At 66.2% G+C, this 18,497-nt stretch carries 13 protein-coding genes and 2 pseudogenes; 7 read left to right on the top strand and 8 right to left on the bottom strand.

Annotation, left to right across the window (positions count from 1 at the left end; genetic code table 11):
* Positions 1–607: 607 nt before the first annotated feature.
* The 3 genes from PSR88_RS35230 to PSR88_RS35220 all read right to left on the bottom strand — a co-directional run bounded on the left by PSR88_RS35230 (position 608) and on the right by PSR88_RS35220 (position 2,096).
* The gene (locus PSR88_RS35230) at positions 608–871 is read right to left on the bottom strand and encodes a hypothetical protein (protein WP_011598683.1); all 264 of its coding nucleotides are present in this window, start codon (positions 869–871) and stop codon (positions 608–610) included.
* Positions 872–1,081: 210 nt separating this feature from the next.
* Entirely contained in the window at positions 1,082–1,738 is a 657-nt protein-coding gene (locus PSR88_RS35225; RefSeq protein ID WP_016880203.1) for a peroxiredoxin, read from the bottom strand.
* Positions 1,739–1,796: 58 nt separating this feature from the next.
* Positions 1,797–2,096, bottom strand: coding sequence for an antibiotic biosynthesis monooxygenase family protein (locus PSR88_RS35220; protein WP_016880202.1), 300 nt, complete (start codon positions 2,094–2,096; stop codon positions 1,797–1,799).
* 87 nt (positions 2,097–2,183) lie between these two features.
* Between PSR88_RS35220 and PSR88_RS35215 the strand changes: the two genes are divergently transcribed.
* The 3 genes and pseudogenes from PSR88_RS35215 (at position 2,184) to PSR88_RS35205 (ending at position 8,612) form a co-directional block, all read left to right on the top strand.
* Positions 2,184–3,905 carry a BTAD domain-containing putative transcriptional regulator gene (locus PSR88_RS35215; protein ID WP_016880201.1) on the top strand — a complete coding sequence of 574 codons (1,722 nt, stop codon included), beginning with the start codon at positions 2,184–2,186 and terminating at the stop codon, positions 3,903–3,905.
* Positions 3,906–3,953: 48 nt separating this feature from the next.
* Positions 3,954–5,324 (top strand): MBL fold metallo-hydrolase, encoded by a 1,371-nt coding sequence (locus tag PSR88_RS35210; RefSeq protein WP_011598680.1) that lies wholly within the window; start codon positions 3,954–3,956, stop codon positions 5,322–5,324.
* A 330-nt stretch (positions 5,325–5,654) separates the two neighbouring features.
* Positions 5,655–8,612 (top strand): annotated as a pseudogene (locus tag PSR88_RS35205) (protein kinase domain-containing protein).
* A 74-nt stretch (positions 8,613–8,686) separates the two neighbouring features.
* Here PSR88_RS35205 and PSR88_RS35200 read toward each other — a convergent pair.
* The 4 genes and pseudogenes from PSR88_RS35200 to dnaK form a co-directional block, all read right to left on the bottom strand.
* Positions 8,687–9,075, bottom strand: a pseudogene (locus PSR88_RS35200) (VOC family protein).
* Positions 9,076–9,192: 117 nt separating this feature from the next.
* Positions 9,193–10,362: a molecular chaperone DnaJ gene (gene dnaJ, locus PSR88_RS35195; protein ID WP_011598675.1), complete on the bottom strand. Its 1,170-nt coding sequence runs from the start codon at positions 10,360–10,362 to the stop codon at positions 9,193–9,195.
* Between the two features lie 83 nt (positions 10,363–10,445).
* Positions 10,446–11,117: a nucleotide exchange factor GrpE gene (gene grpE / locus PSR88_RS35190; RefSeq protein WP_011598674.1), complete on the bottom strand. Its 672-nt coding sequence runs from the start codon at positions 11,115–11,117 to the stop codon at positions 10,446–10,448.
* Positions 11,114–12,961, bottom strand: a complete 1,848-nt coding sequence (gene dnaK / locus PSR88_RS35185) for a molecular chaperone DnaK (protein ID WP_011598673.1) — start codon at positions 12,959–12,961, stop codon at positions 11,114–11,116. The genes grpE and dnaK overlap by 4 nt, the downstream gene beginning before the upstream one ends.
* 1,193 nt (positions 12,962–14,154) lie before the next feature.
* Here dnaK and PSR88_RS35180 point away from each other — a divergent pair.
* The 3 genes from PSR88_RS35180 to PSR88_RS35170 all read left to right on the top strand — a co-directional run bounded on the left by PSR88_RS35180 (position 14,155) and on the right by PSR88_RS35170 (position 17,043).
* On the top strand, positions 14,155–16,218 hold the full coding sequence (locus PSR88_RS35180) for a transglycosylase domain-containing protein (RefSeq protein WP_016880198.1): 2,064 nt from the start codon (positions 14,155–14,157) through the stop codon (positions 16,216–16,218).
* Positions 16,219–16,348: 130 nt separating this feature from the next.
* The gene (locus tag PSR88_RS35175; RefSeq protein ID WP_011598671.1) at positions 16,349–16,672 is read left to right on the top strand and encodes a hypothetical protein; all 324 of its coding nucleotides are present in this window, start codon (positions 16,349–16,351) and stop codon (positions 16,670–16,672) included.
* A 203-nt stretch (positions 16,673–16,875) separates the two neighbouring features.
* On the top strand, positions 16,876–17,043 hold the full coding sequence (locus PSR88_RS35170) for a hypothetical protein (RefSeq protein ID WP_009480173.1): 168 nt from the start codon (positions 16,876–16,878) through the stop codon (positions 17,041–17,043).
* Positions 17,044–17,261: 218 nt separating this feature from the next.
* On the opposite strand, the gene PSR88_RS35165 is transcribed toward PSR88_RS35170, so the two are convergent.
* Positions 17,262–17,609: a hypothetical protein gene (locus tag PSR88_RS35165; RefSeq protein WP_016880195.1), complete on the bottom strand. Its 348-nt coding sequence runs from the start codon at positions 17,607–17,609 to the stop codon at positions 17,262–17,264.
* 344 nt (positions 17,610–17,953) lie between these two features.
* Here PSR88_RS35165 and PSR88_RS35160 point away from each other — a divergent pair, with 344 nt between their 5' ends.
* A complete protein-coding gene (locus PSR88_RS35160; RefSeq protein WP_037195621.1) occupies positions 17,954–18,157 on the top strand; it encodes a hypothetical protein in 204 nt (67 codons plus the stop codon).
* The last annotated feature ends 340 nt before the right edge of the window (positions 18,158–18,497 follow it).

Here is an 18,497-nt window from a genome sequence, read left to right as displayed (position 1 = left end):
AGTGATGCGGCGTCATTCACGCTGCTCGACGAAAACGGTGTCGTGGCGCCGGCCGAACGCTATTTGCGGTACCTGGCCGATGTCGAGCGGTCGCCGAACACGGGCGCACGCCCACGACCTCGAGGACTGGTTCATCTTCCTGAGCGAAGTCGAATGTGATTGGCAGACAGTACGAATAGAAGAACTCGGAGCGTTCATCCGCTGGCTGCGGCGACCCCCGAGTGTCCGGCAGCAGTCGGTATCCGTACTGCCCTCGGTGGGGCATCACTGCAGCGAGGCAACCGTGAACCGCAAGCTGTCCACGATCTCGGTGTTATCAGCACGCCACCCGTCATGGGCTCGACCTTGGTGAGCTGGTGACGTTCGGGGACCGTGGCGCGGCTCGCAGTGGGTGGAGGCCATTCCCGCATCGCATCAGCAAGAGCGCGCCGCATGCGAGGCGGGTTGTGAGGCTTCCAACGACGTCCAAGATTCCTCGGCTTCTGGCGCCGGACGAGGTCCAGACCATTCTTGATGCGTGCGGGCACTTGCGCGATCGCCTGCTGTTCGCTTGGTTGGTCCCCGGGGACACGGTCTCTCGCTGGTTCTTCCACCGGCCAGGTCCGGTCTACCCGGTGGATCCTTCCGTGCTCGGGTCGGCGGTGAGGTCGTCGGTGTCGGCGAAGACCAGACGCCCGTCGTCGAGGGCGACAGCCCACCGGTGCACCGGCGCCCAGGCGTGCCCGCGCTCCTCGGTGTCGGTCAGCTCGGCGTAGTCCTCGATGATCCGACCGGACTGCGCCGGTTCGGACGGCCGGCGCACCAGCACCCGCGCGCCCGCGCCGAATGGACCGGGTTCGGGTCTCGGACTGTGAGCCTTCCTCTCGGGCATCGTTCTTCGCCTTCCGCTCGGCTACGCGCCCGGATCATAAGCACCTCGCCGACGAAAACCACATGCCCGCGTCGGAATCATATTCGCCGACCCTGGGGGAACGTTGACCGGCGACAATCAGCAGGACCGACACTAAGTGGTGAACAGGCGATCATTACGCCGCCGGCGCACACGTCCTGCGCAAAACGGAAAGGGGGTGACGAGTTGTTTTCAGACTGGCCGGGGAACAATCCGGATGTACGGTTTGGGCTCCTCCCAGGTGCCGAAGATCTGCTTGGCCTCGCTGTTCGAGACCGCTCCCGCGATGATGACGTCGTCGCCCTGGCGCCAGTTGACGGGGGTGGCAACCTTGTGGTTGGCCGTCAACTGCAACGAGTCGATCACGCGGAGCACTTCGTCGAAGTTTCGGCCGGTGGTCATGGGATAGACGAGGATGAGCTTGATCTTGCGGTCCGGGCCGATGACGAAGACGTTGCGGACGGTCTGATTGTCGGCGGGCGTTCGGGTTGCCGGATCGCCGGTGGTGGACGCGGGGAGCATCCCGTACAGCTTTGATACAGCGAAGTCCGAATCGCCGATGACCGGATAGTTGGGCGCGACGCCTTGGGTCTGCTCGATGTCGGTGGCCCAGTCGCGATGTTTGTCGACGTGGTCGACTGACAGGCCGATGATTTTCACTGCGCGCCGGTCGAATTCGGGCTTGATCCTCGCGAGATATCCGAGCTCGGTCGTGCAGACGGGGGTGAAGTCTTTCGGGTGGGAGAACAGCACCGCCCACGAGCCGTCCAGCCAATCGTGGAAGCCGATGCGGCCCTCGGTGGTGTCTGCGTGGAAGTCGGGGGCGGTGTCGCCCAACTGTAGTGTCATGGTTGCCTTCGGGTGTCGTCGTGGATCGTGTGGCTGGTGAATGCTGTGGTGGCCGGCGTTATACGGTCGCGACGCGGTCGTAGTCGGCTCCGAGCATGTCGTCGCACAGCGCTCGGCACGCGCCGAGGCGTGCTCGAAACTCCGGTGCGGCGCGCCACGCAGCCCGTGATTGCTCGTCCGCCCATTCGGCGAACGACAGGTAATGGCCGGGTACACGGCGATCTCTGATGAGGGTCGCGGCCAGCATCGACGGATAGTCTTTGCGCGTCCACTGCAGAAACTCGATCCACCTCTCGACGAAGTCCTGCTCGCATCCCGGCCGGACATTCCAAGTACCCGACGCGTAGTGCTCGGCCATCACCGCCTCCTCGACCTCGTCTGAACTGGACGAAATAGACGGTAGTGGCGGGATGTTCCCCGACCGTTCCTCGATTACCGTGGCTGTGTGACGGTGTGCGAAATCGTATTGCTGGGCGGATTCGCCGTCCGCGTGGACGGCCGACCGGTTCCCGATCACCAATGGCGCCACACCAGGGCGGCGGAGCTGGTGAAGATGCTCGCCCTCGCCGACCGCCGCCGGATGAACCGCGAGCAGGTGATCGATCAGCTCTGGCCCGACCTCGACCCGGCCGCTGGGGCGGCCAACTTACGCAAGGCAATACACTTTGCTCGCCGCGCGCTCGGGTCACCGGATGCGATCGACAGCAGAAGCGAGATGATCGCGCTGTTTCCGAACGGCACGGTGATGGTCGACGCCGAGGTGTTCGAGACCGGCGCCCGGCGAGCGCTGGCGGCCCGGGCCGGATACGGCGTCGCCGACTCGTACGCGGGCGACCTGCTGCCCGAGGACCGATATGCATCCTGGGCCGAGGAACCCCGCGACCGCCTCCGGACCCTCCGGCTCGAGCTGCTCAAGTCCGCGGGGCTCTGGCACCGTGTGCTCGCGATCGACCCGGCCGACGAACAGGCCCACCGCGGTCTCATGCAGAGTGCGCTCGAGGCCGGGGATCGGGCAGCAGTGGTGAGGCAGTTCGAGCTCCTGCGCCGCCACCTGCGCGCTGATCTGGGCGTCGGGCCGGACCGTACGTCGATCGGGTTGTATGAGAAGGCCCTCGCGATGGGTGCTGCCACGACCGCGCCGACGGCTCGTGAGCTTACCCAGAGCCTGCTGGCCAGGGCACTCGTCCAGCTCAACTCGGGCGATCATGGCGAGTGCGAGCGGACCGCGCGACGGGCCCGGTCGCTGGCCATCGAGTCCGGATTGGGGCGCGAGATGGGGGAAGCGAGCGCGGTGCTCGGGATCCTGGCCAACATGCGAGGCGGCTGGCCCGAACTCTTCCGCGCCGAGTTCGCCGATTCGGTCAGGCGTGATCCGGAGCTGGCCGGCCACGTTCTCGATGCCCACCTTTGTCTCGCGGAATTCAGCCTGTACAGCGCCGCGGGCCACGAATGGATCGGCGACTACGCCGAGAGCCTTCGTTCGACCGCGCAGACGGCAGATTCGATCCAGGGCCGGGCGATGGCGGAACTGCTGCTCGGTGAGAGCGCACTGTTCTCGGCGCGATTGGGGGAGGCGCGGTCACGGCTGGCGGCGGCAGCGGCGCTGTACGAGCACGGCGGCACGATCGCGGGTCTTGTTCTCTCGAGATTGCGGCTCGCCGAGGCGATGCTCGCGTCAGGCGAGCGGTCCGCTGCCGTCGGCGAGCTGAAGGGCGTCCTTCCCCTGGCCGAGAAGGGATGGCTCGAACCACACCTGGTGGTGCGGACGTACGCGATTCTGGTCGAGGCGGCCGGCGCCGGCCCGTCGGCGGTCCGGCAGGTCGAACGGGCCGACCGCGCCCTCGTCGGAAGAAATGTCTGCCCACCCTGTTCGCTCGGATACCTCGTGGCGGCAGCGAAGACGTTCGCCGACACGGGCCATCGTGATCAGGCCAGGCGGCGACTGACCGACGCTGAGCGCCTAGCCGGAATGTGGCCAGGCGGCGCCTGGCAGGCGGCGGTATGGGAAGCGCGCGGTGCACTGCGCCGGGCCGCGGGCGACCTCGAGCGCGCACATTCCTTCTACTTGGAGGCGGCCGACCGTTTCGACGAGGTCGGCCGACCGCTCGATCGAGACCGCTGCCGCAGCCAGGCAGCATCCGTCACCATCGCGGGACGGCCCCGATGATGCCTTCCGGGGAACGCCTCGGGAACACGCCCCGCGCATAGTGGCGGAATGATATTCAAGCAGTACGTCCTGGGCTGTTTGTCCCAGCTGTCCTACCTGGTTGGTGACCAGACGACGGGCCGGGCGGTCGTGGTGGATCCCCACCGCGACGTGTCGGTCTATCTCGCCGATGCCGAACAGGCGGGTTTACGCATCGAGCGGGTCATCGAGACCCACTTTCACGCCGACTTCCTCTCCGGACACCTCGAGCTCGCTGCACTAGGAGCGACGATCTGCTACGGCGAGGGTGCGCAGGCCGACTTCGACATCGAGGTTCTGGCTGACGGCCAGCGACTCGACCTCGGTGAGGTCCAGCTCGAGATCCGGGCAACGCCCGGTCACACGCCCGAGTCGATTAGCGTCGTGATCCATGCCCACCCGGCCGACGCCGAGCCCTACGGGGTCCTCACAGGGGACGCGCTGTTCATCGGTGACGTCGGCAGACCCGACCTCCTCGGCTCGGTCGATTTGTCGGCGGACATGATGGCCCGGCAGCTGTATCGGTCGATCTCCGAGAAGTTCCTCACCCTTCCCGACCGAACCCGGGTGTTCCCGGCCCACGGGGCCGGGTCGGCGTGCGGCAAGAACCTGTCCACCAGCAATTCCTCGACGATCGGCGAGCAGCGGAGGACGAACTACGCGCTTGCCCCGATGACCGAGGACCAGTTCGTTGCCGTCGTCACGGAAGGCCAACCCGTCACGCCCCCGTACTTTTCCTTCGACGCCCGGCGCAATCGCGAGCTTCGGCCGCTGCTCGACGACCATCAGCTCCCGCCCGCACTGTCGCTGTCCACCGCGTTGTCTCTGCGCGAGCGTGGCGCGGTCGTGCTGGACACCCGTGAACCGGCCGACTTCGCCGCCGGCCACCTACGCGGCTCGGTGAACGTCGGGCTCGGCGGCCGATTCGCGGAGTGGGCAGGCGATGTGTTGCGGCCCGACACAGCCATCGTCCTGGTGTGTGAGCCAGGGCGCGAACTCGAGGCGAAGGTTCGGCTCGGCCGTATCGGTTTCGACAATGTCGCGGGGTATCTCGAGGAGCCGACGCGCGCCCTGGGCCACCCCCAGCTCGTCGAGCGCAGCTCTCGGCTCACGGCCGACGAGCTTGACGTGCGCCGCGCCGAGCTCGGCGACCTGGTCGTCGTCGACGTGCGCAGTCGCGGTGAGCTCGAGCGCGGCGTGATTGACGGATCTGTGCACATTCCCCTGGCTCGATTGCTTGATCGAGTGGGCGAATTCGCTTATGGCACACCAACTGTCGTGTACTGCGCGAGCGGTTACCGGTCGATGATCGCGGCGAGCCTGCTCTCCCTGGTCGGCCTCGCCGACGTGTCCGATCTACTCGGCGGATACGAGGCGTGGGCGGGCGCGACGAGGATCTGAGGGAACAGCAGCGCCGTCACCAACGTCCGTGGTCAGTACAGCTAGTCACGGAACCGGCTGGTCGCAATCCGCCGCCCGCGGTCGTCTGGATCAGGTGGGTGTTGAGCATCGAGTTGGTGGTCGGGGTTCTGGTCTGTGCTGGAGACAAGTGCGTGGGCGATCAGCATGCTCGACAACACCGCTGGTGACGTTTCTCGTCGGACACCCGCTATGAATGGGCAAGGCTTCCTTCTCCCTCGGAGTGCCGGTATGGGCTTCCGCTGGCGAGGTCGAACGATATTCTGGGGACATACCTGCGAGAGGCGTGCGGTAGATGAGTCGGTGTTGCCGGTGACAGAGGCGGATCCATTCGCGACGCAAGGGGACGTGTCCGGTTCGGTCACCGCGGAGCTGGCGGCGGCCGGGTTCGAGGACGCTCGGGAGATCGGCCGCGGCGGGTTCGGCGTCGTCTACCGGTGCCTGCAGATCTCGCTGGCTCGCACCGTGGCGGTCAAGGTTCTCATCGCCGACCTGGACGAGCTGAACCGGACGCGGTTCCTTCGGGAGCAGCGCGCGGCGGGCCAGTTGACCGGCCACCCCAACGTCGTCAATGTGCTGCAGGTGGGCGTCACCGACAACGGCCGGCCTTTCATCGTGACGCCCTATTTGGCCCAGGGCTCCCTCGATGCGCGGATCCACCGCGACGGAACGCTTCCATTGGAGGAGGTGCTGCGGTTCGGGGTCAAGTTGGCCGGGGCACTGGGGACCGCGCACCGCCAAGGGATCCTTCATCGCGATGTCAAGCCCGGCAACATCTTGCTCACCGACTATGGCGAGCCGGCGCTGACGGACTTCGGCATCGCCCACATCGCGGGCGGGTTCGAGACCACGACCGCCGTGGTGACGGGGTCGCCGGCGTTCACCGCCCCCGAGATTCTGGCCGGGGAGTCGGCGAGTGCGGCCGCGGACGTCTACGCACTGGGGGCGACGTTGTTCGCGGCGATCACTGGGCACGCCGCCTTCGAACGTCGCAGCGGCGAGCAGTTGGTGGCCCAGTTCCTCCGGATCAGCTCCGCGCCCGTGCCGGATCCCCGGGAGCACGGCGTCCTCGAGGACGTCAGCGCCATCATCGAACATGCAATGTCCGGCGACCCGGGACGCCGCCCCTCCGCCGCGGAACTGGGCGAACTACTGCAGGCATCTCAGCGTCGTCATGGGTTCCCGGTCGACGAGATGGCATTGACCCCCGATCCGGGCGTAGTACAGGAGAGCACGCGCTCGGCCCCCGCGGATTCTTCCTCGCCGGAACGCGAGCCGGGTGGACGCTGGCCGGCACCAACATCGGATTCGGTCCGGACCGGCGGCCTTCCCCTGGAGTTGACCAGTTTCGTCGGCCGCCGCACGGAGCTGGCCGAGGCGAAGAACTTGTTGTCGACCTCACGGCTGGGCACGTTGACCGGGATCGGCGGAGTCGGCAAGACTCGACTGGCGGTGCGGGTCGCGACCACGGCGCAACGGGATTTCCCCGACGGAGTGTTCCTGGTGGAGTTGGCCGAACTTCGTGACCAGTCGCGATCCGTGGCCGCCCCCGGATTCGTGCTCACCGACGACAACACGGTCACCGTTGCCCGCATCTGCCGGCGACTGGACGGGTTGCCGCTGCCGATCGAGTAGGCGGCAGCACGACTACGCGCGATGTCGCCCGAGCAGATCCTGGCGCGGCTGACGGACCGCTATGCATTGCTCACCCGCGGCAACCGGAGCGCACCGTCGCGGCAACAGACACTACGGATGTGCATCGACTGGAGCTACGACCTGTGCACGCCCATGGAACAAAAGGTGTGGGCACAGCTGTCGGTGTTCGCCGGGGGCTTCGAACTCGATGCCGCAGAAGAAGTCTGCGACGCGGATCCCGCAGCGGACGAACTCCTCGACACGGTGACGTTCCTGGTCGACAAGTCGATCCTGACCCGGGAAGCTGTCGGCGCGACAGTCCGCTTCCGCATGCTCGAGATCTTGCGGGACTACGGCCGGGAAAAGGCGCAGGAGGCCGGCGAGTATCCCGACCTTCGTCGCCGACACCGGGAATACTACGAGCGGTTGGCACTCGAGGCGGAAGCCGACTGGATCAGTTCCCGGCAACTCGAGTGGATCACCGGGCTCGGCAGGGGGCAGCCGAATCTGCGGGAGGCGCTGGAGTTCTGTTCGTCCGACAATCCCCACACCGGGCTTCGGATCACCGCCGCCCTCTTCCCGTTCTGGCTTTCCCGGGGTTTGCTCAGCGAGGGACGGCACTGGTTCGACCGCCTCCTCACCCACCTGACGGGCCCCCTTACTGTCGAGCGGGCAAAAGCGTTCTACGCCGACAGCATCCTGGCCGGACTACAGGGCGACCTTCAGGTGCCGACCGCCCTGGTACGGCAGGGTCGTCTGCTCGCCGACCAGCGGACCGACCCGATTTCGCGCGCACACCTCGACCTGGCCGAGGGATTCCTGGCACTGTTCGGGGGTCAGCTACCCGACGCACGGGCGCATCTCGACGAGGCCGTTCAGGTGTATGCCGCACGCGGCGACCTTCTCTGCCAGGTCGTCGCTCTCCTCGGCCTCGAATTGACGCACGACATGCTCGGCGAGGCTGAGCGGGCCATCGACTGCCACGAGCGGGTCCTGGCGATCACCGAGCCACGGGGGGAAGTGGTGTATCGGTCGTACACCCTTTGGGCACTTGCTGTCGCGGTGTGGCGGCACGGTGATCGCGCGCGAGCGATTCGGTTACTCGAGCAGTCGCTGCAACTCAATCGCGGGGTCAACGGTCGCCTGAACGCCAGCCTCTGCCTACAGGCACTGGCATGGATTGCCGCCGAGGAGCACAACTCCCGGCTCGCGGCCGTGTTGATGGGGGCCGCGGAGGAACTCGCCTGGTCGGTGGGGAGCCCGGTGGTGGTCTTCCCCGGTCTGCTCGAGTACCAACAGGAGTGCGAACGTCAGACTCGGCGGGCCCTGAGTGATCAGGCCTACGCCGCCGCCCACCGGGAGGGCGCTGCGCTCGGTTTCAGCGGAGCCGTCGCCTACGCGCTGGGCGAGCAACTCCCGCCCACGCCGACGTCCGCCGCCGATCCGACCAAACGCGAACGCCAGGTCGCCGAACTGGTCGCCGAGGGGCTGACCAACAAGGAGATCGCCGCCCGCCTGACGATCTCACCCCGCACCGCGCAGGGCCACGTCGAGCACCTTCTGACCAAGCTGGGATTCACCTCACGCGCTCAGATCGCGGCGTGGATCGTGGAATCGCAGAACAAGCCTTCCTGAGATCACGTCGGGTGGTGACGTCATGCGGAAGCCCGCACGGCGGAACCGGGTACGGTGGTGAGGTTGATCCGAGGTCACCTGGCCGGTGCGGAGGACTGGAACAGATCGATCAGATTGCCGACGGGGTCCGCGAGCAGAATCTGGCGACCACCCGGGCCGCTGACCACATCGCTGCGAAAGGCGACACCGGCGTCACGCAGTCGGGTGATCTCGGCGTCGAGGTCGCTGACGATGAGGTGGATACGGTTGCCGCCCGGGCCGGTGATGTCCGACGTGGTGGCGCGAGCACCCGAACTGGCCGGGCCGGACAACAACAATCGCAAGGGGTCACGGATCACGTCGGCGAACGCAGGGGCGAGATTGGTATGCAAGGTGAAGCCGAGGTGGCTGGTATAGAAGTCGTGGCTGCGGACACGTCATCGACGAGGTAACGGACGCCGGCGCATTCGTCCGGTGGGGTCATCGGACACTCCTTTTCACGGTTGGGTGGCGAGGGTGGGAAGCAGGTACAAAATGCGGGTGTCGATCTCGACGGCGGAAATGACGAGGCGGTCCCTCGGTGCTGACATCGTTCCCGACATCATCGGCTGTCCGCCCAACCGGAGCGGGGGTCGAATCCGCCCATTTCCTCTGCCCGAGCGTACGCCCGCAGCGCCTCAGCGGCTTCGTGGCCGAGATCGGACGGGACCGCGACCTCTACGGTGACCAGCAGATCGCCGACCGCGTCGCCGCGGCGGGGCACCCCGCGTCCGCGCAGCCGGAACGTTCTCCCCGACTGGGTTCCCGGCGGGATCTTCAGACTGACCCGACCATCGAAGTTTGGGACGGACAGCACGGTCCCCAAGGCCAATTCGGCGAACGACACGGGAACGGTGACGGTGAGATCATCGCCGCTGCGGGCGAACACCGGATCCGGTTCGACGCGCACGGTGACATACAGGTCCCCCGACGGCGCCCCACCGAGACCAGGTTCGCCCTGCGCCGGTAACCGGATGCGCTGCCCGTCGCTCACCCCGGGCGGAACACGGACGGAGATAGTGCGGGTGCGGTCCCCGATCCCGGCGCCCTGACAATCCGGGCAGGGGGTGTCGACGATCGATCCCGTGCCCCGGCAATCCTCGCAGGGTTCGCTGAACCCGAAGCCGCCCAGATTCCGGTTGCGCACCCCGACGCCGCGGCAGTGTGGGCACGTTCGTTGCCGGGTTCCCGGCCGTGTGCCGGAGCCGTGACAGCTGGTGCACACCATCGGCCCGGTCATCAACAGCGGCAACACCATCCCGGCAACCGCCTCCCGGAACGACAGTCTGGTCTCGGTCTCGACGTCACTGCCTCGCTTCGGCCGGGCCGATGCAGTTCGGGTTCCTGCGCGCCGGAACAGGTCTCCGAGCACATCGCCGACCCCGCCCAGAGGATCGCCTATGGTGAAGGGCGAACCGCTCCCGAACAGGTCCCCGAAGTCGAAGCCGCCCGAGCCGGTGCCAGGAGGAAAACCCGTCCCGGGGAACCCCCCTGATCGGAGCAGCCGGCGCACGCGGTCGTAATCCTTGCGTTTGGCGGGGTCCGAGAGCACCGCGTACGCCTCACTGACCTTCTTGAACCGCTCCTCCACCTCGGTGTTGTGCGGGTTTGCGTCCGGATGCAGCTCCCGAGCCAATGTGCGGTACGCCTTCTTGATCTCCTCGGCCGACGCCGTCGAAGGGACACCCAGGACGGCGTAGAAGTCGCGGTCGAGCCATTCCTGCTGCGACACTTGGCATCCTCCTTCCTTCTCCAGGCCGCGACGAGAGCGCAATGCGTTCCGAGATCGGCGTCGTCAGACTGGTGTGCGGTGTCTCAGGAGCCGTCGACCGGTGCGGTGCCCGTGACGTTCCCCGGCGACGCGGGCCCCTCGACCACGGTCACCGTCGCGGTCCGCAGCACCTTGCGGTCACCGAAGGTGTAGCCGCGTCGCAGCACCCTGCCCACGACGGGATCGCCCCCGGCACCTTCGTGCTGGATCGCTTCGTGCAAGGTGGGATCGAAGCGGTCACCCTCTTCACCGAATGCGGCCACTCCCAGGCCGGTCAGGATCGCATCGAGCCCGGCCGCGATCGCACGCAGGGGTTCGGTTTCGAGGTCGCCGTGCTCGCGGGCTCGATCGAGGTCGTCGAGGATCCCGAGAAACTTCGCCGCCACCGACGCCGTCGCGGCCTCGACTGCCGCGTGTCGGTCGCGTTCGATCCGGCGCCGGTAGTTGGTGTACTCGGCCTGCACCCGCTGCAGATCGGCGGTCAACTCCGCCACTCGATCAGGGTGTTCGCGCGCCGCCCGATCGGCCCGGTCACCGGGGTGCATCTCCGCGTCGGACGTGGTCGGCTGGGGTTCCCGTTGTGGTGTCGGGGTGACGGGCTCGCTCGGAGTGTGCTCGCGTACCCGGCCGGTATCCGGATCGAAGCGGCGTTTGTCGGTGATCGAGATCGGTTCCCGCGGCGGCTTGTCGCCGTCGCGGCGCTCGCTGCTGCTCATCGGTTGTCCTCCCGTCCGGGTTCGTCCACCACCTCAGCGTCGAAGACCTCCTCGGCCCCTCCCGAGGAACCGTTCCCACCGCCGGTGGCGGCCGAGTCCTTCGCCTGCGCGTCGTAGATCGCCTGGCCCAAAGCTTGCGAGTCGGTGGTCAGTTTCTCGATGGCCTCTTTGATGGCCGTGACGTCGCTGCCCTTCAACTTCTCCTGGGCATTCGTGATCGACGACTCGACCTTCTCCTTGACGTCGGCGGGCACCTTGTCCTCGTTGTCCTTGATGAACTTCTCGGTCTGGTACACCAGCGACTCGGCCTGGTTGCGCACCTCCGCTTCCTCCCTGCGTTGGGCGTCCTCGGCAGCGTGAGCCTCGGCGTCCTTGATCATCCGGTCGATCTCTTCCTTCGACAGACCGGAACCCTCCTGAATCTTGATCGTGTTCTCCTTGCCCGTGCCCTTGTCCTTGGCGGTCACGTGCACGATGCCGTTGGCGTCGATGTCGAAGGTGACCTCGATCTGCGGCACCCCCCGCGGTGCCGGCGGAATCCCAGCCAGCTCGAACGAGCCGAGCAGCTTGTTGTGCGAGGCGATTTCGCGCTCACCCTGGAACACCTGGATCTGCACCGAAGGCTGGTTGTCGTCAGCGGTGGTGAACGTCTCGGAACGCTTGGTCGGGATGGTGGTGTTGCGCTCGATGAGCTTGGTCATCACGCCACCCTTGGTCTCGATGCCGAGGGACAGCGGGGTGACGTCGAGGAGCAGCACATCCTTGACCTCGCCCTTGAGAACACCGGCCTGCAGGGCGGCGCCGACGGCGACGACCTCGTCCGGGTTGACACCCTTGTTCGGTTCCTTCCCGCCGGTCAGCTCGCGCACCAGATTCGTCACGGCCGGCATACGGGTGGAGCCACCGACGAGCACGACTTGGTCGATGTCCTTGACGGAGATCTTCGCGTCCTTGATCACCGATTGGAACGGGGCCCGGGTGCGGTCGAGAAGATCGGACGTGATCTTCTCGAACTCGCTGCGGGACAACTGCTCGTCGAGGAACAGCGGGTTCTTGTCCGCGTCGACGGTGATGTAGGGCAGGTTGATCGACGTGCTCTGCGACGAGGACAGTTCGATCTTGGCCTTCTCGGCAGCCTCGCGGAGACGCTGCAGAGCCATCTTGTCCTTGGTCAGATCGATACCGTTCTGAGCCTTGAACTTGTCGGCCAGCCACTTCACGATCCGGTCGTCCCAGTCGTCACCACCGAGGTGGTTGTCACCGGACGTGGCGCGAACCTCGACGACGCCCTCGCCGATTTCGAGCAGCGAGACGTCGAACGTGCCGCCACCGAGGTCGAAGACCAGGATGGTCTGTTCCTTGTCGCCCTTGTCCAGGCCGTAGGCCAGTGCGGCCGCGGTGGGCTCGTTGACGATGCGCAGGACGTTGAGACCGGCGATCTGGCCGGCTTCCTTCGTGGCCTGACGCTGGGCGTCCTCGAAGTACGCGGGGACGGTGATCACGGCGTCCGTGATGTCCTCACCCAGGTACGCCTCGGCGTCGCGCTTCAGCTTCATGAGCGTGCGCGCGCTGATCTCCTGAGCGCTGTACTTCTTGTCGTCGATCGCCACATGCCAGTCGGTGCCGATCTCCCGTTTCACCGATCGCACCGTCCGGTCCACGTTCGTCACCGCCTGGTTCTTGGCGGGCTGGCCGACCAGCACCTCACCGTTCTTCGCGAACGCCACCACCGACGGTGTCGTGCGCGAACCTTCCGAGTTGGCGACCACCACCGGGTCGCCGCCCTCGAGCACGCACACCACCGAGTTCGTGGTCCCCAAATCGATTCCCACCGCGCGAGCCATGACCGCCTCCAGCAGCACACCGGGTGGGCGTGATCCTTCGGTCGATCTGCGTCGTCACACCCACCGAACTTGAGTGTTATCGACTCAATTTTCCCTCCGGTCCAAACCGAGGTCAAGGCGAAGGATTGAGCGTGGAACGCTCAACCTTGCTGTGTTTGCCCGGTGGATTTCGTCTTGATCGGTCGCCGAGGCGCTTGGTAGGAGATAGCCCGCTCACCGTCGAATGGCAAGGAACACAAGCAGTCCGAGTGGTCCGGCGGTAGATCCGCGACCACCCCGAACGCCGGGCCGCGGATTACCCGCAGCCCGGACGACTGCGTTGATTCACCCCACCCTCCCACGCGATTCACTTGGCCGGGACCGGCCACGCCGACGTCTATCGGCGCGCAGCCCGATCGGGTTGCCGTCGGCGTCGGCAAGCACGCAGATCCGCATCTCGGGTGCGACATGACGTGGAGCGTTGCGCTCGGTTGCGCCGGAGGTCGGATACGGGGATCACCAGGCTTCGGATTGTGGGTCTCATGTTCGTCTCCTCGGGGCTATCTGATGATTCGTCATCTCGTATCGACGCAACCGGGTTCCAGATCGGGCCTCCGAGCGGTTCGTCATCTTCTACCAAGGGGCTCCTTCATCGTTTGCGGCAGTCGACGGGTGGCGGATCGTCCACCGGTTCAGCGCATTTGATGGTCTCTCCCCGGAACAGGTCGGGGAACGCGCTATCGGTGTTACCTTGAGCCCTGTGTGTGGCGGTCGGCAATCCTCGCGGCGGCGCACGGCGCTGCTTACCGTGCTAGGGGTGATCGCCGCCGAGCGCATGGCCGTGCAGTTCGGCCACACCAACGCTACGAGCGACGTGCACGAGACGCTCCCAGCTGACATCGGAGCCGACGCGCTCGCGCCGCGCCGCGCCCCGGAGCGCGGCGCCGTCAACTGGCCGGTATCGCTGCCGGCCCGCGCGCGGGCACCGTCACCGACCTCGGCCGTGTCACCATGCCCGTGCGGAACAGCCCCTGTGTGCTCCGGGTGTGACAGGCAGGCACCGGCTGCCGTCCCATCAGATCTGACGCCACTCCCCTATCGTGACCGCCACGGGCTTGTGCGCCACATCCCTTCCCGGACGTGCCGCGTGACCCGATAGTCGTTTCAGCACTGGCAGATTCGTTGCCGGTGCACCGTCGGAATGAGGTGCCGAAGTGCATTCCAAGATTGTTCTCAAGCTCACCGGCGCCACCGTGGCCGCGGGGATAATGCTGGCCGGGGTGATGTTTCCGGTCGCCGCCGGGCTCGGGTACGCATCCAACCGTGCCGCCGACAGCGTCGGTAATTCCTCGGCCGAACTGGCCGACGGGGTGGTGCCGGCGGTGACGACCATGACGGACATCACCGGGAAGCCTATTGCCTGGCTGTACGACCAGCGCCGATTCGAGGTCCCCAGCGACCAGATCTCCAACGAGATGAAACTGGCGATTCTCTCCATCGAGGACAGGCGGTTCGGCGAACATCAAGGGGTGGACTGGCAAGGCACGATGCGGGCCTTCTTCACCAACACCACCAGCGGTCAGATCGAACAGGGTGCCTCGACCATCAATCAGCAGTACGTGAAGAACTACCTGCTGCACGTGGTCGCCAAGACCGACGCCGAACGCCGTGCCGCGATCGAGACCACGCCGGTCCGCAAGATCCGGGAAATCCGGATGGCGATGACCCTCGACCAGGAACTTTCCAAAGAGGAAATTCTCACCCGGTATCTGAACCTGGTGCCGTTCGGCAACGGTTCTTTCGGGGTGCAGGACGCCGCCCGCACATACTTCGGCATCGACGCCAAGGACCTGAATCTGGCGCAGTCGGCGATGCTCGCGGGCATGGTGCAGTCCAGCTCCGCACTGAACCCCTACACCAACCCGGAGGGGGTGTTCGAGCGCCGCAATGTCGTCCTGGACACCCTGGTCGTGAATGTTCCGGACCGGGCCGCCGAGATCCGCGCCTTGAAGGAAACACCGCTCGGGGTGCTCCCGAAACCGAACAATCTGCCCCGGGGATGCATCGCCGCCGGCGACCGCGGGTTCTTCTGCGACTACGCGTTGCAGTACCTCCAGACCGCCGGGTTGTCCCGGGAGCAGCTCGAAAAGGGCGGCTACCTGATCCGCACCACCCTCGATCCGGCCGTGCAGGGATCGGTGAAGTCGGCGGTGTCCACTTACGCCGACCCGAAACTCCCGGACATCGCGAGCGTGATGAACGTCGTACAGCCCGGGCAGGACCAACACAGGGTCTTGGCGATGGCGGGCAGCCGCAACTACGGCCTGGACGCAGCCGCCGCGGAGACGGTGCAGGAGTTGCCCTATTCACTGTCCGGGCACGGCGCCGGATCGGTGTTCAAGGTCTTCACCACGGCAGCGGCCATGGAGAAGGGGCTGCGTCTGAACGCGATCCTCGACGTACCGGGCCGGTTCGATGCCTTCGGGATGGGCGACGGCGGCGCCCCAGGGTGCCCCGGCGGCGCCTACTGCGTGCAGAACGCCGCCCCGTATCCGCGGGCACTGTCGCTCACCGACGCCCTCGCCCAGTCGCCGAACACCGCGTTCGTGAAACTTCTCCAGGCCACCGGGGTCGATGCGACGGTGGACATGGCGGTACGCCTCGGCATGCGGTCCTACACCGAACCGGGCACGTCCGGGTACGGGGACCAAAGCCTGGCCGACATGCAGAAGGACCAGAATCTGGGGTCGTTCACCCTCGGCCCGGTGTGGATCAATCCGCTCGAGCTGTCGAATGTCGCCGCGACCCTGGCCTCACACGGCAAGTGGTGCCCGCCGAGCCCGATCGACTCCATCGTCGACCGGCAGGGCCGACCGGTCCCGCTCACCCAGCAGGCGTGCGAGCAGGTCATCGATCCCGGCCTGGCCGACACCCTGTCCAACGCGCTCAGCAAGGACGACCTGCCCGGTGGCACGGCGTCGGCCGCTGCCGCGGACGCCGGGTGGAAGCTGCCGATGTCCGGCAAGACCGGGACCACCGAATCGCACATGTCGTCGGCGTTCATCGGGTACACGAACAACCTGGCCGGCAGCGTCTACGTGTTCGGGGACTCGCCGACCCCCGGCCAGATCTGTACCAGCCCACTGCGCTCGTGCGGGGACGGCAACCTCTTCGGCGGCACCGAGCCGGCCCGCACCTGGTTCACGGCGATGATGCCGATCGCGAACAACTTCGGCCCCACCACCCTGCCTCCGATCGACCCGCGCTACGCCCGCTGACCGGACGACGAGCGGGGTGAACGCCTTCGACTGGACAGTAACTCTCGGGTTGCTGCGACTGTTCTGCTGACGATTGGTCGCGCCGGAATCGGCAGGCAGGGCGGCCCCGCGAGGCATGGGAAGGTCAACGATGAGCAGCTGGCCCTATTGGTTCGAAATTGCGGTGACATGCGGGATCACCGCCGTAGGCACCATCGTGTGGGGACACTGGGAGGAACACACCCCGAAATGGCGGCGCATCGGCAAGATTTTCGTGTTGTGCGGGCTGTCGGTCCTGGTTTGCGCCACGGCCGGGCGATTCTGGTTCTTCGTACTGCTCGGCGTCCTGGCCGCGATCGTGCTGCTGATCCACGCCTGGTGGCTTCCGCGGAAAGGCATCAACGGATGGACCGGCGAGCCCCGCGAGAAGTACTACGCCCTCCGCGGCTGGAGATGGCCGCCGGAAAGGCAATGAACTCAGTGGTGATGACCGGCGATTCCCGCACTCTGGACGTTCGGAGGAGAATCAAGGCATGAGCACACAGGACGATGCCGCGATCGCCGAGGCACGCAAGACCGGCGTCGACGTCAAGCGCGAGATCCGGCGCTGACGCCACATCAGATCGAGAATCAACGTCGGCCGGAGTCAAACGCACAGTGCAGAGGTGGTGATCGGGCGTGATCCATCAAGAGATCCGGGAGTGGGTCGCCGAGTTGATGCAACTCGACATTGCGACGGCCAGCCCCGGAGAGTTGGCCAAGCTCGACGCCATGACCGCGCTGGCCGAAGGGCAGTATGTGCAGCAGCTGTTGAACCTCCACGAATTCAGGCCGCTGGTGGGCTGAACCGGGCTGAGACGTGGTGCGCACCAGGCCAGCGAACTATGGGCAAAGCAGTCGCAGCCCTCCCCACCCCGCAGCTATCACCACGCGTGGAGTGAAAGGCCAGAGCGGCCGGCGTGCCCTGATGACGCGCGAAACTTCCCTACGCCCCACCTGGGCCCGTCGGCTCACCGGTCGATCGTGCTGACCGCCCACCACCATAACGACGAACAAGGCACACATCATGTCGGCAGACCCGAGTCCTGCTGACGGCGTTGATGAAACCGCTCGCGCTGCTCATCGAGCAAGATCACACCACGACGCTGGACGCGGTGATGTTCACGAGCAATCAGCAGTCGCACCGACGCCGTCCGCTGCTCCAGCTCGGCCGCGCGCCTGGCCGCGCCCTCATCGTTGAGCAGGTACGCCGCGGCACGGTCGCAGTCGATCAGGATCTGCTCGTAGGCGAGCCGTACCGGCTCCTGTTCGTCGAGCCGTGACACCGCCACATCTTCGAACAGTTGCAGCGGAAGCCGCGCCAGTCGGTAGTTCACACGTAGAAGGGCCAAGGACAGGGAGCCGAGTGTCACACGCGGCATCGTAAGCTCGGCGAAAGCACGTGCGGATAGGGTCTAAAGTCCCGTTGTCTCGCAATGTCGGCGACTCACGTCGTTGTTCGATTCCCGATCCGGATCACAGCACCCGGCGCGTTATCGCGAGTCGCACCGAGCGCTTTCGGGGGTTTCCCGCACATGGACGGTTGCCCAGTGGCGCTCCCAACCGGAATGCGGTACAAACGAGCCCTGCAACTCAATTGTGATCCAAATCACTCTTAATCGTTACCGGAGGAGACAGACAAACCACCCAGGCGGCCAAGCCGATCGGACCCGATATCGCCACCGCCTGCGTCTATCCCTTGCGAAAGGAGCATGGAATGCATCCCTCGCTACCCATGAAGCAGCGCATACCCGGCGGTGCAGAACGCCTCTCACAGCCAGTCATCGGTGCCGGTGCCGCACTATCCGTCGCCATGCCCGCCTGGATGGTCACCCACTCACCGTGCGCCACCGCGGCGATCGTCGCCGCGACATTCGCCGGCCTCATCGCGGCAGCGGTGATGCTCCGGCCTTCGCCATGACGCACGCCCACACCAACGTCGACCCCATCCCGTCGGCACCCCAGGAATCGTAAAGGCTCGGTGCACATATGCCCTGGACTGTTGTGGTCATCGCCGTCACGTTGATCGTGGTGGTCGCCTCTCTCGGCGCAGCGCTCGCTGCGGATGCGATGTCGCATCGTCACGGACATGAACCCGAACCGTCACGTGTCGGTGGAGGAGGCGCAGCCCCCGCGCCGACGACACGGATCCGCAATCCCCGCTGGAGCCGGACCGCTGTGCAGGCCTGGACAATCTGCGGTGCCGCCTCGGCACTCGCGATTGCAATCGTCGGATTGCTGACGTCAGCTGGGTGAAGGAA

It is taken from the genome of Rhodococcus sp. DK176 (assembly GCF_038447315.2).
Classification (GTDB): Bacteria; Actinomycetota; Actinomycetes; order Mycobacteriales; family Mycobacteriaceae; genus Rhodococcus_F; species Rhodococcus_F jostii_A.
This window is presented reverse-complemented; position numbering and strand designations above follow the sequence as displayed.

Excerpts from the sequence above, each read along its gene's own strand:
- PSR88_RS35230 (WP_011598683.1), bottom strand. The coding sequence starts at position 871 with ATGCCCGAGAGGAAGGCTCACAGTCCGAGACCCGAACCCGGTCCATTC.
- PSR88_RS35225 (WP_016880203.1), bottom strand. The coding sequence starts at position 1,738 with ATGACACTACAGTTGGGCGACACCGCCCCCGACTTCCACGCAGACACC.
- PSR88_RS35220 (WP_016880202.1), bottom strand. The coding sequence starts at position 2,096 with ATGGCCGAGCACTACGCGTCGGGTACTTGGAATGTCCGGCCGGGATGC.
- PSR88_RS35210 (WP_011598680.1), top strand. The coding sequence starts at position 3,954 with ATGATATTCAAGCAGTACGTCCTGGGCTGTTTGTCCCAGCTGTCCTAC.
- grpE (WP_011598674.1), bottom strand. The coding sequence starts at position 11,117 with ATGAGCAGCAGCGAGCGCCGCGACGGCGACAAGCCGCCGCGGGAACCG.
- dnaK (WP_011598673.1), bottom strand. The coding sequence starts at position 12,961 with ATGGCTCGCGCGGTGGGAATCGATTTGGGGACCACGAACTCGGTGGTG.
- PSR88_RS35175 (WP_011598671.1), top strand. The coding sequence starts at position 16,349 with ATGAGCAGCTGGCCCTATTGGTTCGAAATTGCGGTGACATGCGGGATC.
- PSR88_RS35160 (WP_037195621.1), top strand. The coding sequence starts at position 17,954 with ATGCATCCCTCGCTACCCATGAAGCAGCGCATACCCGGCGGTGCAGAA.